Annotated in this window: 16 protein-coding genes and 2 tRNA genes; 12 read left to right on the forward strand and 6 right to left on the reverse strand. The window is 64.9% G+C overall.

Annotated features, from left to right (window positions below; translation table 11 throughout):
* The first annotated feature begins 192 nt into the window (after window positions 1-192).
* From fdxA to lpxO, 4 genes are all read left to right on the forward strand, one after another.
* On the forward strand, window positions 193-516 hold the full coding sequence (gene fdxA / locus LDZ26_RS09110; protein WP_175944513.1) for a ferredoxin FdxA: 324 nt from the start codon (window positions 193-195) through the stop codon (window positions 514-516).
* 131 nt (window positions 517-647) lie between these two features.
* A tRNA-Asn gene (locus LDZ26_RS09115) sits at window positions 648-723 on the forward strand.
* A 62-nt stretch (window positions 724-785) separates the two neighbouring features.
* Window positions 786-861 (forward strand) — tRNA-Asn (locus tag LDZ26_RS09120).
* Window positions 862-1,023: 162 nt separating this feature from the next.
* A complete protein-coding gene (gene lpxO, locus LDZ26_RS09125; protein WP_244849133.1) occupies window positions 1,024-1,926 on the forward strand; it encodes a lipid A hydroxylase LpxO in 903 nt (300 codons plus the stop codon).
* On the opposite strand, the gene LDZ26_RS09130 is transcribed toward lpxO, so the two are convergent.
* The 3 genes from LDZ26_RS09130 to LDZ26_RS09140 are packed head-to-tail and all read right to left on the reverse strand — an operon-like array spanning window position 1,920 to window position 4,629.
* Window positions 1,920-2,501, reverse strand: coding sequence for an LUD domain-containing protein (locus LDZ26_RS09130; RefSeq protein WP_244846937.1), 582 nt, complete (start codon window positions 2,499-2,501; stop codon window positions 1,920-1,922). The genes lpxO and LDZ26_RS09130 overlap by 7 nt on opposite strands.
* Window positions 2,498-3,889 (reverse strand): lactate utilization protein B, encoded by a 1,392-nt coding sequence (locus LDZ26_RS09135; RefSeq protein WP_244846938.1) that lies wholly within the window; start codon window positions 3,887-3,889, stop codon window positions 2,498-2,500. Before LDZ26_RS09135 ends, LDZ26_RS09130 begins: the two co-directional genes overlap by 4 nt.
* Window positions 3,886-4,629 (reverse strand): (Fe-S)-binding protein, encoded by a 744-nt coding sequence (locus tag LDZ26_RS09140; protein WP_244846939.1) that lies wholly within the window; start codon window positions 4,627-4,629, stop codon window positions 3,886-3,888. Before LDZ26_RS09140 ends, LDZ26_RS09135 begins: the two co-directional genes overlap by 4 nt.
* A gap of 119 nt (window positions 4,630-4,748) precedes the next feature.
* On the opposite strand from LDZ26_RS09140, the gene LDZ26_RS09145 reads away from it, so the two are divergent.
* From LDZ26_RS09145 to LDZ26_RS09170, 6 genes are all read left to right on the forward strand, one after another.
* Window positions 4,749-5,519, forward strand: a complete 771-nt coding sequence (locus tag LDZ26_RS09145) for a FadR/GntR family transcriptional regulator (protein ID WP_244846940.1) — start codon at window positions 4,749-4,751, stop codon at window positions 5,517-5,519.
* A 285-nt stretch (window positions 5,520-5,804) separates the two neighbouring features.
* Window positions 5,805-6,284 carry a CreA family protein gene (locus LDZ26_RS09150; RefSeq protein WP_244846941.1) on the forward strand — a complete coding sequence of 160 codons (480 nt, stop codon included), beginning with the start codon at window positions 5,805-5,807 and terminating at the stop codon, window positions 6,282-6,284.
* A gap of 79 nt (window positions 6,285-6,363) precedes the next feature.
* Complete coding sequence (locus LDZ26_RS09155) at window positions 6,364-7,212, forward strand: AraC family transcriptional regulator (RefSeq protein ID WP_244846942.1); 849 nt, start codon at window positions 6,364-6,366, stop codon at window positions 7,210-7,212.
* A gap of 149 nt (window positions 7,213-7,361) precedes the next feature.
* Window positions 7,362-8,039 carry an AzlC family ABC transporter permease gene (locus LDZ26_RS09160; protein WP_244849134.1) on the forward strand — a complete coding sequence of 226 codons (678 nt, stop codon included), beginning with the start codon at window positions 7,362-7,364 and terminating at the stop codon, window positions 8,037-8,039.
* Window positions 8,036-8,359, forward strand: a complete 324-nt coding sequence (locus LDZ26_RS09165) for an AzlD domain-containing protein (RefSeq protein WP_244846943.1) — start codon at window positions 8,036-8,038, stop codon at window positions 8,357-8,359. Before LDZ26_RS09160 ends, LDZ26_RS09165 begins: the two co-directional genes overlap by 4 nt.
* Window positions 8,360-8,501: 142 nt before the next feature.
* Window positions 8,502-9,266 carry a DUF4088 family protein gene (locus tag LDZ26_RS09170; RefSeq protein ID WP_244846944.1) on the forward strand — a complete coding sequence of 255 codons (765 nt, stop codon included), beginning with the start codon at window positions 8,502-8,504 and terminating at the stop codon, window positions 9,264-9,266.
* A 12-nt stretch (window positions 9,267-9,278) separates the two neighbouring features.
* Here LDZ26_RS09170 and LDZ26_RS09175 read toward each other — a convergent pair whose 3' ends face one another.
* The 3 genes from LDZ26_RS09175 to LDZ26_RS09185 all read right to left on the reverse strand — a co-directional run bounded on the left by LDZ26_RS09175 (window position 9,279) and on the right by LDZ26_RS09185 (window position 12,277).
* A complete protein-coding gene (locus LDZ26_RS09175; RefSeq protein ID WP_244846945.1) occupies window positions 9,279-11,402 on the reverse strand; it encodes an ATP-dependent helicase in 2,124 nt (707 codons plus the stop codon).
* A gap of 129 nt (window positions 11,403-11,531) precedes the next feature.
* Window positions 11,532-11,792, reverse strand: coding sequence for a hypothetical protein (locus LDZ26_RS09180; RefSeq protein ID WP_244846946.1), 261 nt, complete (start codon window positions 11,790-11,792; stop codon window positions 11,532-11,534).
* An 83-nt stretch (window positions 11,793-11,875) separates the two neighbouring features.
* A complete protein-coding gene (locus LDZ26_RS09185; protein ID WP_244846947.1) occupies window positions 11,876-12,277 on the reverse strand; it encodes a hypothetical protein in 402 nt (133 codons plus the stop codon).
* A gap of 286 nt (window positions 12,278-12,563) precedes the next feature.
* On the opposite strand from LDZ26_RS09185, the gene LDZ26_RS09190 reads away from it, so the two are divergent.
* A complete protein-coding gene (locus LDZ26_RS09190; RefSeq protein ID WP_175944540.1) occupies window positions 12,564-12,785 on the forward strand; it encodes an RNA-binding S4 domain-containing protein in 222 nt (73 codons plus the stop codon).
* Between the two features lie 162 nt (window positions 12,786-12,947).
* Window positions 12,948-14,387, forward strand: coding sequence for an MATE family efflux transporter (locus tag LDZ26_RS09195; RefSeq protein WP_244846948.1), 1,440 nt, complete (start codon window positions 12,948-12,950; stop codon window positions 14,385-14,387).
* Window positions 14,388-14,820 lie beyond the last annotated feature (433 nt).

Here is a 14,820-nt window from a genome sequence, read left to right on the forward strand (position 1 = left end):
CCGGCAAGACGCTCGCCGACCCTTTTTGGCAACCGCGCATACATACATTCCAAAACGATATAAGGCACGTCCCGCGGCGGTCGCGCCCGTTTTGACCGTTACGCTACAATACGCGTTTCGGCGCGCGTACCCGCCTTGGCCCACGCAGGCTGCCGGACGCCGCCCCCACGAATTGCGTATGCAGGAGCCTGAATGACTCACGTTGTGACCGAAAGCTGCATCAAGTGCCGCTACACCGACTGTGTGGATGTGTGCCCGGTGGATTGCTTCCGTGAAGGTCCCAACTTTCTCGCGATCGATCCTGACGAGTGCATCGACTGCGCCGTGTGCGTGGCCGAATGCCCGGTGAATGCCATTTACGCCGAAGAAGACGTGCCCGGCGACCAGCAGCAGTTCATCGAACTGAACGCGGACCTCGCGCGCAACTGGCCGAGCATCACGAAGACGAAGGCGCCGCTGCCCGAAGCCGACGAATTCAAGGACGTGAAGGACAAACTGAATCTGCTCGAGCGTTGAGGCGGACGGGAGTCCTTCTGTGGTCAGGTTAGGACGAGTTCGCGCCGGTGCAAAAAGGTGTTTCGAGTGAAGAATCGGCGTTGACAGGGTAAGAGACGCTCCCTATAATTCCGCTTCTCTGCTGTAGATGTTCCCCGATAGCTCAGTCGGTAGAGCGCCGGACTGTTAATCCGTAGGTCCCTGGTTCGAGCCCAGGTCGGGGAGCCAAGAATTCAGCAAAGCCCAGTCAGTTCACTGGGCTTTTTAGTCAGTTGCACTGTTGTAGATGTTCCCCGATAGCTCAGTCGGTAGAGCGCCGGACTGTTAATCCGTAGGTCCCTGGTTCGAGCCCAGGTCGGGGAGCCAAAAGCTCCAAGCAATAAAGCCCAGTCGCGTGACTGGGCTTTTTGCTTTCTGGGCGCGCTCTGCCCTTCGCCCGGCGGTTTATGCAGACACTGCGTTTCGGTTCGATAATTCCGTCAGGTTTTGTTGACGCTAACGGCGACAGTGACGCAAGGGGAAACGCAGATGCGCTGGCTGATTCTCATGCTGTTTATCGCGTGTGCCGCGTACACGCACTGGCGAGGCAAGGTCCGCCACGGTTTCTTCCGGCAGCTATCAGACCACTCGACGTTCATGTCGCCGGTAAACGGCTTCGTCTATCTTTTCTCGCGCGTGCCGTCCACGCCGTACCTTCACCCTTCCCTGTTTCCGGACTTGGCGCCGCTCAAGGCGCACTGGCAGACGATTCGCGCCGAAGCCCTCGCCCTGCACGAAGCGAGCAAGATTCAGGCGGCCGGCGCCTACAACGACATCGGCTTCAACTCGTTTTTCCGGCGCGGCTGGCGGCGCTTTTATCTGAAGTGGTATGACCGGCCGCATCCGTCGGCGGTCGCGGTCTGCCCGAAGACGCTCTCGATTCTGCAGAACATCCCGAGCGTCAAAGCCGCGATGTTCGCCATGTTGCCGCCCGGCGGCACACTCACGCTGCATCGCGATCCGTATGCCGGGTCGCTGCGTTATCACCTCGGGCTCGTGACGCCGAACGACGACGGCTGCGCGATCGTTGTGGACGGCGAGCGGTACTCGTGGCGCGACGGCGAGGAAGTCGTCTTCGACGAAACCTATCTGCATTGGGCCGAGAACACGACGGACAAAGACCGCATCATTCTGTTCTGCGACATCGAGCGGCCGATGAAGTACCGCTGGGCGCAGGCAGTGAACAACGCAGTCGGCGGCTTTCTGATGCGCGCGGCGGCCTCGCCCAACGAAACCGGCGACCGCACCGGCGGCCTGAATCGCGCGTTCAAGTATCTCTATTCGATCCGGCTCGTCGGCAAGCGGCTGAAGGCGTGGAACCGGACCGTCTATTACATCGTGAAGTGGCTGCTGTTCGGCGGCATCGCGGTGGCAATCTTTTGGCGCTACTGAATCCACACGACGGTCAGCGAACGCACGCCCTGCGCTCCGCGAATGAGCACGCCTTCGATATCCGCCGTCGCGGACGGACCCGTCACCAGCACGGCATAGCGCGCCGACTCGAAGTCGGGCCGTCGATACACTTGCTGCAAGCCGTCGACGAGTTGCGCGGGGTCGAGCAGCACCACGAGATGCTGCACGAGATAGCCGATCGAATTGACGACGTACTCGTCTTCGCTGAACCAGGCGGACCCCGTCTCCGCGACGCCGAAGCGCCCGCGCACGACGCCCACATCGACATCTTGCATCGACGCCGGGGCCGTATCCGGCGTGAGAACACGAGTCCCTTCGAGACCCGGCACGGCGGACGCCACGACCGCATCCGCGCCGAAACGCGCGGCGATCATCTCTTTTACTTCGGCGAGGCTGTGCGCGTGCGCCGTGGTGCCGCCCATCGTGGTCAGCGCGGCGATGAAGCGCGTCTGCAAATCGCCTTCCGGCGACGGAAAAATCGGCAGTTCGGGGCGCGGACGCGCTGCGGGCTGCGCGGCGCGAATCTTTGCGAGAAAGGCATCGCGGGTCGTCATTTGGCAGGCTTCCGGTTTTTCTTGTACCACTCGTGAAAGGTCTCGGCCGGCGCTTCAGGCAAGTCGCGCCCGCGGCCCCAGATGTTGAGCGGGTTGTACAGCACGAAGTTCGGCAACCGCTTCAGCGCGCCGCCGAGCGACGCGACCGTCGCGCGGTAAAGCGTCGGGCTCGCGAGCAGACGCCCCGCCATCTTCAGCACTTCCTGCTTCACGAACGGCACTTCGTGACGCTCCGCGATCACCGCGCGCCACTTGTAGATCTGCTCGTGAATGTTGACCTTCGTCGGGCAGACGTTCGTGCAACTGCCGTTGAGCGTGGAGGCGAACGGCAGGCTGCTGTAGCGCTTCAGGTCGTAAGTCGGGTTGATGATCGCGCCGATCGGCCCGGAATACGTGCCGCCATACGACAGCCCGCCGCTACGCCGATACACCGGACATGTGTTCATGCACGCGCCGCAGCGGATGCACTTGAGCGAATACCAGAAGTCTTCGAGCGCGAGCCGTTCCGAGCGTCCGTTGTCGACGAGGATGAAGTGCATCTCCGTGCCCGGCCGCGGCGCGCGAAAGTGCGACGTGTACTGCGTGATCGGCGAGCCGAGCGCGCTGCGCGAGAGCATGCGCACGAACACGCCGAGATCGGCGATGGTCGGAATGAGCTTCTCGATGCCGATGGACGCGATATGCAGCGGCGGCACGTTCGCCGAGAGATCCGCGTTGCCCTCGTTCGTGCAGACGACGACCGTCCCCGTCTCCGCCACCGCGAAGTTGCAGCCCGTCATGCCCGCCGTCTTTTCACGCACGAAGTACGGCCGCGTGTTCATGCGCTGGCTTTCGGCGAGATAGTGGATGTCGCTGTTCTTCGGATCGGTGCCGATGGTCTTGCCGAAGAGTTCGGCCACGTCCGCGCGCAGCTTGTGGACGGCGGGCACGACCATATGGCTCGGGTCCTGATGATCGAGCTGCTGAATGCGCTCGCCCAGATCGGTTTCCATCACCGTGATGCCGCGCGGCTCCAGATAGTCGCGCATGTAGCATTCGTCGGTCAGCATCGACTTGCTTTTGACGAGCGTGGTCATGCCACGCTCGCTCATCAGCTTGTAGACGATCGCGTTGTGCTCTTCCGCGTCCGCCGCGAAATGGACGACGACGCCGTTTTTTCCGGCCTGATCCGCGAACTGCGCGATGTAATCCGCGAGATTGGACAGCGTGTGTTCCTTGATGCCCGATGCCAGATTGCGCAACGCTTCCCACTCGGGAATGCCGTGCGCCTGCGCGTCGCGCTTCGAACGCAAGTCCCAGAGACGCTTGTCGTGAAACGCCACGTGGTCGGCTTTCTGCAGGAACGCGCCCGCAGCCTTCGCGTGATCGATGCGAACGGTCTTCGTCATGCCCGCGCTCCGTTCAGAACCTGCGCAATGTGGATGAACTTCGCGTCGAGCTTCATGCGCTCGGCGCAGCCCTGCTGATGCATGAGACACGACATGTCGCCCGAGACGATGTACTCCGCGCCCGCGCCGATGTGGTCGCGCACCTTGTCCTGGCCCATGCGCACGGACACGGCCTCTTCGGTGACGGAAAACGTGCCGCCGAAGCCGCAGCATTCGTCGGGCCGCGCGGGCGAGACGAACTCGATGCCCTTCACGCGTTCGAGCAATGCGCGCGGCTTCGAGTACGGCGTGCCCGCGACTTCCGAATTCGACGTCTCGCGCAGATGCCGCACGGCGCTGCAACTGTTGTGCAGGCCGACGCGATGCGGGAATTCGGCCCACGGAAAGTCGCGCACCTCTAAGACGTCGTGCAGGAATTCGACCAGTTCATAGGTGCTTTTGCGCACCTTCTGGACCGCGCTCGTCTGCTCGATGGCCGTGAAGTGCTCGCGCACGTGATGCGTGCAACTCGCCGACGGGCCGACCACATAGTCGTAATCCGCGAAGTTTCGGGCGAAGACGCGCTCCGCGCCGGCTGCGTCCGCGTGCGCGCCGCTATTGGCCATCGGCTGGCCGCAGCATGTCTGATCCTGCGGATAGTCGACGTCGAGGCCGAGCCGCTCCAGCAATTCCAGCGTGGCGATGCCGATCTGCGGATAGAACGCGTCGATGAAACAGGGGACGAAAAGGGCAACTTTCATGGTGATCGCTTGGCGGACAGTCCGCGTTGGTCAGCTTGGTCTGACCAAGACTTTAGGGAAGCGGGGCTTTCGTGTCAAACTAGGGTAATCCAAAGCCTCTCGCCGCGTTGCTCCGACCGATGACCTTCCAGCCCGTCCACTCGCACGCCTACGCCCGCGTGCGCCTCTCCGATGTCGTGTCCGGCCAGATTCGTCAACTGATTTCGAACGGCACCCTGCTGCCCGGCCAGCGCCTGCCTGCCGAGCGCGATCTCGCCGAGCAATTGAACGTGTCGCGGCCGTCGCTGCGCGAAGCGCTCATTCGTCTGGAATCGGACGGATTCATCCGCGCGGCGGGGCGCGGCGGCTTCGTCGTGTCGGACGTGACGGCGCCGCTCGTCTCGCATCCGCTCGCCGCACTGCTCGAACAGCAGCCCGACGCGAGCGCCGACGTGCTCGAACTGCGTCACGGCCTGGAAACGCTCGCAACGGCCTACGCCGCCGAGCGCGCCACCGATGCCGATCTCGCGCGCATTGCCGCCGCGTTCGACGCGCTGCAGGCCGCGGTCGCCCAGAGAAGCACGCGCATCGCGGAAAAAGACGCCGCCTTCCATCTCGCCATCGCCGATGCGACGCACAACATCGCGCTGACGCACGTGATGCACGGCCTCAACGAAGTGATGCGCGAGTCGATGCTCACGTCGCATCGCCTGGTCGATTACGACGACGCCGTGGAAGCCGACCTGCTCGCACAGCACCGCGCGATGCTCGATGCCATCGTGGCGCGCGATCCGGCCCGCGCGCGCGACTGCGCAGGCGCGCATCTCGACTATGTGCGCGCGCTGTATCGCGACCGGCCAGCGAAGAAATCGCGCGACGGCGTATCTCATGATGGCATGACCAATCCGTAACGCTGCCGTAAGACCTGATAGGACAGCGCCTACACGCATTTCGGACGCGCACCGCTAACGCGGGCCTTCGCGGTCCGCGATACTGGAACCGTCGAAAACAAACATGCGCAAGGAGGACGATATGCCTTACCTACTCGGATGGCTGCTCGGTGTGCCGGTCGTGGTGCTGGTAATTCTTTATCTGATCTTCCATTGATGCCGGCGCCGCACGCAGCAGAAGAAACGAAGAGACCGAAGGGCGTCGCTACAATACGACGCCCTTTTTCTTTTATGCCTGGGATCTCGATGAAGCGCACCGCACCGTTTGTTCTGAGCGCATCGCTCCTGTTTCTTTTCGGCGCGGGCTTCGCGCACGCCGAGGAGATCGCGAGCGTCAATACCAACTTCCGCTTCACCGGCTCCGACCGCGTGAGCGTCGAGGCGTACGACGATCCGCTCGTCTCCGGCGTGACGTGCTACGTGTCGCGGGCGCGCACGGGCGGCGTGAAAGGCACGCTAGGCATCGCGGAAGACCCGACAGAAGCGTCCATCGCCTGCCGTCAGGTCGCGCCGATCAAGATCGCGCAGCCGCTCAAGCAGAAGACCGATGTCTTCACGGACCGCATGTCGTTCATCTTCAAGACGCTGCATGTCGTGCGTATCGTCGATACCAAGCGCAACACGCTCGTGTACCTGACGTACAGCGACCGCGTCGCGAGCGGCAGCGCGAAGAACAGCGTCACGGCGGTGCCGGTGCCCGAAGGCACGACGATCCCGGTCAAGTGAGCGCCGGACGCCTGCCGGGCACGGAAGCGGTAGACTGGGCGATCCGCCTTCGCGCCGTTCGCACCCTTCGCATCTACCGATGAGCGCCCCACGCGTTCGCAACGCCGCGCGTTACTGGCGCTCGCCGCTGGTGCCGGACGCGGATATGGTCACGGCCGAGTACTACGATCACGCGTTCACGCCGCACTGGCACGACGCGTACACGGTGCCGGTCATCGAAGCGGGTTCCGAGTGTTACGACTATCGCGGCTCGCATCATGTGGCGGAAGCGGGATCGGTGCCGGTCATCAATCCGGGCGAGGTGCATACCGGCGCGCGGGCCGTCGATACGGGATGGCGTTATCGCGTGTTCTATCTGCCCGTGCCGTTCGTGGAAGCGCTCGCGCGTGAACTGTCGCCGCGCGCGGCCTCGCCGTGGTTCTCGACCGAGATCATCCGAGACGACGACCTAGCGCGCCGGCTTTTGCGCGCGCATCGGGCGCTGGAAAGCCTGACGACCGATGCCACAAACGACACCGCCCGCGCCGATCCCCTCGCCGCCGAAACCGCGCTCGTCGATGCCGTGACGACCCTGCTCGCCCGGCACGCGCTGCAACGCCCGTCGTGCGGGCCGCCCGCCGCCGATGCCGCCCGCGTCGCCACGATGAAATCACGCCTCGCCGACGATCTGCTCGAACCGGTCACGCTTGCCGAACTGGCGCGCGTCGTCGGGCTTTCCACCTTTCACGCGGCGCGGCTTTTCACGCGCGAAACCGGTCTCGCGCCGCATGCGTGGCGCAATCAGTTGCGCATCGCGCGGGCACTGCCGGCGTTGCGCGCGGGGGCGTCGATCGCGCAGGTCGCGGCGGCGAGCGGCTTCACCGATCAAAGCCACTTCACGCGGCATTTCAAGCGCGCGTTCGGCGTCGCGCCGGGGCGCTGGCGGTGAGTGAGGGCCGGCACCGCAAGAACGTACAAGCCCGCGCACCGTAATGGGCCTATCCTCCGCGAATCAGGAGGACGACTTTGAACGCACCATCCGCACCATCCGGCAACGCCTGGCGCGAACTCGCCGCCGGCGCACGCGACACCATTCCGATGATGATCGGCGCCGCGCCCTTCGGCGTGATCTTCGGCACGCTGGTCACTGCCAGTCCGCTCACGCTCTGGCACGGCCAGTTGATGTCGCTCGCGGTCTTCGCGGGCTCGGCGCAGTTCATCGCGGTCGGCATGATCGCGGGACACGCGAGCTTCGCCGTCATCTGGGCGACGACCTTCGTCGTCAATCTGCGCCACGTGCTCTATTCGGCGACGCTCGCGCCCTACGTCGCTCACTTGCCCGCGCGCTGGCGCTGGGCGCTGGCCGGCCTCTTGACCGACGAAGTGTTCGCCGTCGCCTACGCGCACTATCGAGCGCGCCCGCCGGGCGAGACCGGGCCGCACTACTTCCTCGGCTCCGGTATCGCGATGTATGTGAACTGGCAAGCGTGGACGCTCATCGGGCTCTTCTTCGGCGCGGCGTTTCCGGGGCTCAAGTCGCTCGGGCTCGATTTCGCGATGGTCGCCACGTTCATCGCGATCATCGTGCCGCAACTGGTGGCGCTGCGCTTCGTCGCGGCGGCGCTGGCTTCGGGCGTGCTGTCGTTCGCGTGGCAAGGCTGGCCGTACAAGCTCGGGCTGCTCGCGGCCGTGCTCGCGGGCGTCGCCGTGGGTCTGCTGCTCACGCTCGTCGAACAAAGGCCCCGCGTCAAAGACGCCAAGGAGCGCGCGCAATGAACTACGTCGTCCTGATTGTCGGCATGGCGCTCGTCACGTATCTGATCCGCGCCGCCGTGTTCGTGCTCGGCGAGCGGCTGTCGTTTGCGCCGGTCGTGCGCACCGCGCTCGGCTTTGTGCCGGTGACGGTGCTCACCGCGATCATCGTGCCGATGACGGTTTCGCCGCACGGCAAGGGCGCCGAGCTGACGTGGCGCAATCCGCAACTGATCGCGGCGCTGGCGGCCATCGTCGTTTGCGCGCTGACACGCCGCGCGCTGCTGACGATCGCCGTATCGCTCGGCGTGTTCTTCGTCTGGCAGCTCGTCGTGCTGCGCTGAATACCAAAGCGAGGCGTCTTCCGAAAGCCCTCAAGTTTCCGGCCCGCCCGCCGTTATCTGAAACGAACGGACTCCGCCCGCGCGGCAGGCCGACAGCACTTCCCGCCATCGGGCCAGCCGAGCGCGGAACCCGGAAACCGACATGCGTCAAATCACTCTTTCGTTGCGCGATGAAACGATCGCGTCGCTGAACCGCGACTTCGAGGCGTTCCTGCGTCTGTCGCTCAAGCTCGACCCGCAGTTCGTCACGCCGTCGTTCGAGGACTTTCTGCGCGCGAAGCTGCTCGACAACGACACGCCGCTCACCGAGCAGGCCGTGCAGCGCATGCTCACGCACGGCCAGTATGCGTGGGCGAAGCGCGCGCTCGACAAGGAGTTCCCGGATGTCGTCGAAATCCTGATCCGGCAGGCGGCCGAGCACGGCTTTGCGTTTGCGATCCGCTCAGACTGGAGCGCCGAGGATCTCGTGAAAGCGTCGCGCGAATGGGCGACGGCCATCGTCACCGAAGCCAAGGGCGACGCCTCGCAGGTGGACGTGCTCGCCTCGCAGATCAAGTCGGCGGCGGTGGATATCCGCGAAGTCGAACAGAAGATGCAGACGCCCGCCTGGCGGCTCGCCGATTCGCTGCGCCAGCGCGTGTTCGATGCGAAGATCGCGGTCGAAACGAACGTCGGCTCGACTGCGCGCGAAAAGCTCGGCGAGCTGCGCGCGCTGCTGCGGCTCGGCATCTTCTACGGATCGATCCAGAAACAGGAAGCGCAGCAACTGCTGGAGTATCTGCGCTCGATGCGGCCGGAGCTGTTCGTCGACGAACCCTACGACGGCTTCACGCGCTTCGCGGCGTGGCTGCGCAGCATTTTCGGAAGCGCGCCGCGCGTGCCGAGCGCTTCACGCGCCCCGCGCTGAACGAGCGACGCCCTACTCCCACATTCCCTTCAGCCGCGCGGCGATATCGATCTTCGCTTTCGCCGCTGCGGCGAGCCCCGCCGCCGTCGGCGCGGCCGCGACCGGCACCGGCGGCCATGCGCCTGCCTCGAAGTGCTGCATCAGCTGCGGCGGGATGAAACGCGTGCGCTGCGCCCACACGTGGCGATCGCCCAGATTCGTCTGGTTGTGCACGTAAAAACGCTGCGGCGTGACGATGTGCAGATCTTCCTTCGCCCGCGTCATCGCCACATACAGCAGGCGGCGCTCTTCGTCGATTTCCTCGTCGCTGCCCGTGCCCATATCGGACGGAATGCAGCCGTCCACGCCGTTCAGCACGAACACGTTGCGCCACTCCTGCCCTTTCGCCGAGTGGATGGTCGAGAGAATCAGATAGTCCTCGTCGATGAGCGGCACGCCGGACTCGTCGCTCGTCGCGTCGGGCGGATCGAGCGTGAGTTCGGTCAAGAAACGCTCGCGCGTCGGGTACGTGGACGCGATGCTTTCCATCTGCAACACGTCGCCGATGCGGATAGCCGCGTCTTCGTGATTGCGTTCGAGGTGCGGCTCGTACCAGCGGCGGATCATCTCGAATTCGGCGGGCCACGGCGATTCGCGCCCGCACAGCTTGCCCATCAGCGCGACGAAGCGCGGCCAGTCTTCGCTCGCCCGCGCGGGCGCGCCGAACGCCGCGATCGCAGTCGGCGCGCGCTCGGCCTGCGCGACGCTATCCAGCAGGCGCCCGGCGATCGCCGGCCCGATGCCCGGCAGCAGTTGCGCGACGCGAAAGCCCGCGACGCGATCACGCGGATTCTCGGCCCAGCGCAGCACCGCGAGCACGTCTTTCACGTGCACGGAATCCAGAAACTTGAGGCCGCCGAACTTCACGAACGGAATGTTGCGCCGCGTGAGCTCGATTTCGAGCGTCGCGCTGTGATGCGCCGCGCGGAACAGCACCGCCTGCGACTTGAGCTTCATGCCGGCCTCGCGCGCCTCCAGCACTTTCTCGACGACGTAGCGCGCCTGATCGGCTTCGTCCGCGACGGAGACGACGCGCGGCCTTTGCGCCGATGCCTTGTCGGTCCACAGATCCTTCGTATAGCGCTCGGTGGCAAGCCCGATCACGGCGTTCGACGCTTCGAGAATCGGCTGCGTCGACCGATAGTTGCGGTCGAGCGTGACGGTCGCGGCGGGCGGGTCGAAGTGCTGCGGGAAGTCGAGAATATTGCGCACCGTCGCGCCGCGAAACGAATAGATGGACTGCGCGTCGTCGCCCACGACGGTCAGGCCGCGTCCGTCCGGTTTCATTGCGAGCAGGATGGTGGCTTGCAGGCGGTTGGTGTCCTGATATTCGTCGACGAGCACGTGGTCGAAGCGGCTCGACAAGTCGGCCGCGATGCTCGGCTCGGCGGCGAGGTGCGACCAGTAGAGCAGCAGGTCGTCGTAGTCGAGGACGCTTTGCGCCTGCTTCGCGCTCACGTACGCGGCGAAGAGGCGCTTCAGGTCCGCTTCCCACTCGCGGCACCACGGATACGCCTGGTCCAGCACGGTGGCGAGCGACGCGCCCGTGTTGACGACGCGCGAATAGATGGCAAAACATGTGGATTTGGCGGGAAAGCGTTTCTCTTTCGACGAGAGCCCGAGCTCGTGGCGCACGAGGTTCATCAGGTCGGCGGAGTCTTCGCGGTCGTTGATGGTGAACGACGGCGCCAGGCCGACGAGATCGGCGTAATCGCGCAGCAGCCGCGCGCCGATGCCGTGGAACGTGCCGGACCACGTGAGCCCCTGCGCGATGGCGCTCTTCGTGCCGAGCGCGCTCGTCGCGATGCGCGTCACGCGCCGCGTCATTTCGAGCGCCGCCCGGCGCGAAAACGTCAGCAGCAAAATGCGATGCGGATCCGCGCCCTTCACCAGCAGATGGGCGACGCGGTGCGCGAGCGTGTTGGTCTTGCCCGAGCCCGCGCCCGCAATCACAAGCAACGGACCGCCGCAGCGCCCCGGCGCGTCGACGCCGAATTCGACCGCCCGGCGCTGCGCATCGTTGAGCTTGGCGAGGTAGGCGGCAACGTTCTCCGAGGAGGCGTCGGCGGTGGCGGTGTCGTCCGGAAGGGTCAGCACAGAGAAAAGCGGGCGTCGAAAGAAGTGACGCACACTGTATATCCATACAACCCGCGCACGCAAGTCTTTGCCGCGGCACGTCTTTCCTGCGACGGGCCGCGGCTTGCCAGAAACGGCTCAGTCGGCCTCTCAGTCCGCCTTCTTGGCGTCCTTCAGGTTCGCTTTCGCAGCGGCTTCGTTCGCCTCCGACTGCGCTTCGGTCTTCTTCTTGTCCGCCTTCGCCTGCGCGACGGCGGATTCCTTGTCGGCTTCGGCCTGCTTCTTCGCGGCCTTCTTGTCGGCGTGGGTCGGCGCGTCGCTCGTCGTTTGGGCGAAAGCCGGTGCCGCGCTCACGCTCGTCAGTGCGCCCGCGATGAGCGCAGCCAGCAAGGTATGGGTGCGTCGATTCATGGCGTCCTCCGTGTGGTCGTTAGTGGTCTTTGTGTTCCCGCCGCGAAGCCGGAGACACCGAGGCTTCGCGGCGTTCTGCGCGATCAGTGCTGCTCGCCTTCATCCTTCGGCGTGCGGTCGGTCGCGGCGTTGAGGTCGTCCTTCGCGGCGGCCTTGTCGGCCTTGCGGTTGATCTTCGCGTTGCGGACCTGCTCCTTGTACTGCTGCTTGGCCTGTTTGTCGGCAGCCTTCATCTCTGCCTTCGACGCCTTCTTGGACGCGCGATATTCGGCGTTGGCCTCAGCGTCGGCGTTGCGCTTCTGCACGAGCGGATCGGGCGATGCCGGCGCGACCACGTTCTGCGGCGGCGGCGACACTTGCTGCTGGGCCTGCATCGGCGCCTGACCGGCAGCGGAATCGGCCGGCTGGGCGGTTTGCGCCTGTGCGCCGGTGGCAGCCATCGCGGCAAAAGCGGCGCCGATCATTAGAATTCGAGCCTTAGTCATGAGCTTGTCCTCTCTGGGTATGTCCGCCAAACGCGTTCGACAACTGCGAGCGCGATGACGCGACTTGTCGTTTAGAAGATGACCGAAGCTGCATCGATCAAACGTACAGACCGGCCGGACGACGCGCGAGTTTCGCGAAACGGGTCATTGTTACCGGCGGTTTCACTTCGCTACATCTGCTTAAAGCGGCGAACCGAACGGTCGATCGTGTATGAGCATGCCCTATGCCCGAAAGATATCCCGCGCTGGTTTATCATCGAAGCCTTTCTGCATCCGAACGCCCGCCATGCCGCAGCTTCAATTCACCCTCACGGGCGACTACGTCGAACTCCATAACCTGCTCAAGCTCATGGGCCTTGCCGATAGCGGCGGCTCGGCGAAGGCGCGCGTCGCGATGGGCGATGTCACCGTCGACGGCAAAGTGGAACTGCGCAAGACCTGCAAGATCCGCGCGGGTCAGGTCGTGATGCTCGACGGCCAGAAGATCCGCGTGCGCGCGCCCGACTGATACCGCTTGCGCCCATGCGCCGGCCGATTGCGAAAAGGCGGCCATAACGGAGCGCGTCATCGACATGCCGCGCGCGAGGCAATAAGCTAGGCGTCTTTCGTTCCGGTTTCAGCGCACGACACGGACGCGTCCGCGCGCCTTTGTCGCTTCTTTCTCTCGATCATGCAATCGCACACCAGCCGCGCGACCCGCGCGCATTCGGGACACGTGAGTCTGTCTCGCCATGCCGTCGATACCGCGCGCCTCGCCGCGCCGCTCGCCATCGCGCAACTGTCGCAAATGGCGATGGGCGTCACCGACACGATTCTGCTCGGCTCGCTCGGGCCGGACGCGCTAGCGGCCGGCGGTCTGGGCGCCAACATGTTCTTCGTCGTGGTGACGCTGCTGCAAGGCGTACTGACGTCGGTGAGCGTGGCCGTCGCCCATGCGCGCGGCGCGGATGCGGAACACCGCGTGCCCGGCATCTACTGGACGGGGCTCGTCTTGTCAGTGCTGCTCGCCGTGCCGGCGTTCGTGCTGCTGTCGTATGCCGAGCCGATTTTGCTCGCGTTCCACGAGCCCGCGACGCTCGCGCACAACGTCGGCGAATACTGCGCGGTGCTGCGCTGGGGCACGCCGGGCAGCCTGATCGGCATCGGCATGATGCGCGCGTTCCTGCCGGCCATCGGCGCGGCGAAGCGCCTGCTGTGGGTGTCCATCGGCGGCGTGTTCGTCAACGGCTTTCTGAACTACGGGCTGATCCACGGCGCGTACGGCCTGCCGCGCGAAGGCTTTCTCGGCTCGGCCGCGGCCACCGCGATCACCGTCTGGCTGACGGCCTTCGCGCTCGTCGGGCTGCTGCATCTGCGCCCGCGCTACCGCCATTTCGTCGCCGCCGCGCGGCCGCATCTGCCGCTCATGGGCGAACTCTTCGGCATCGGCTGGCCGGTCGCCATCACGTATGGCGTCGAATCGACGCTCTTTCTCGCGACCGGCATGATGGTCGGCCTGCTCGGCGAAGCGCCGCTCGCCGCGCATCAGATCGCGCTCAACGTGGCGTCGGCGGCATTCATGGTGCCGCTTGCCATCGGGCAGGCCGCGAACGTGCGCGTCGGCTACTGGGCCGGCGCGGGCGTGCCGGTCGCGGCGCGTCACGCGGGCTTCGTCGCGCTGGCGCTCGGCGTCGGCTTCATGATGTGTTCGGGGCTCGTGCTCATTACCGCGCCGCGCGCGATCGTCGGCCTGTATCTGCATCTCGACGATCCCGCCAATGCGCGGACCGTCGCGCTTGCCGCATCGCTGTTGAGCGTCGCGGCGGTGTTCCAGATCGTCGACGGCATGCAGACGGTCGGCTCGGGCTGCCTGCGCGGCCTGAAAGACACGCGCGTGCCGATGCTCGCCGCCGCGTTCGGCTACTGGGGCGTCGGCTTTCCGACGGGCTATGTGCTCGCGTTTCACTTCGAGCTGGGCGCAAAAGGCTTGTGGTGGGGGCTCGCCGCGGGACTGGCGAGCGTCGCCGTGTTGATGACGCTGCGCTTTCATCGCATCAGCAGGCGGCTGGTGGAAACCGGCGTCGCGCGTGCCGACGAAAGCGTCGATGCTGCTTCGAAAAGCGTCGCCTGACGAGTTCAACGTGTCACGCATATGCAAAGCAAGAATGCTTGGTTGGTGCTCGTGGCGCGCGTTGTTAGCATGAACCCGTCTCCTCCTTGAGACTTCCAGTAACAGGGGTTATAGCCCGCTCTGCCGAGCGGGCTTTTTTTTCGGCTCTTCCGAGTTGTTGGTGAGAGATTCTTCCGGCCGTTCACGGTGACGTCCCCTCTGGGCCGCACTTCTACTTCCACCCTGCCTAACGGCTCACGCATGGGGCAAGGCACCTTGTCGAACTGCCGAAATAAAAAAGCGGTGCACGGACGCATAGGTCCGCCAAATGCCTCAGGAACGACGAACTGGTCGCCCGACAATGTTAGACTCGTGAAGAGCAAGGGGTAGTTCGCCTAGTCTCGACCGATCATCGACCTGCGCATCGAGAAAACAAAAAAAGGTTGCTCAAAAT

The sequence above is a fragment of the Caballeronia sp. SL2Y3 genome (assembly GCF_022879575.1).
Taxonomy (GTDB): Bacteria; Pseudomonadota; Gammaproteobacteria; order Burkholderiales; family Burkholderiaceae; genus Caballeronia.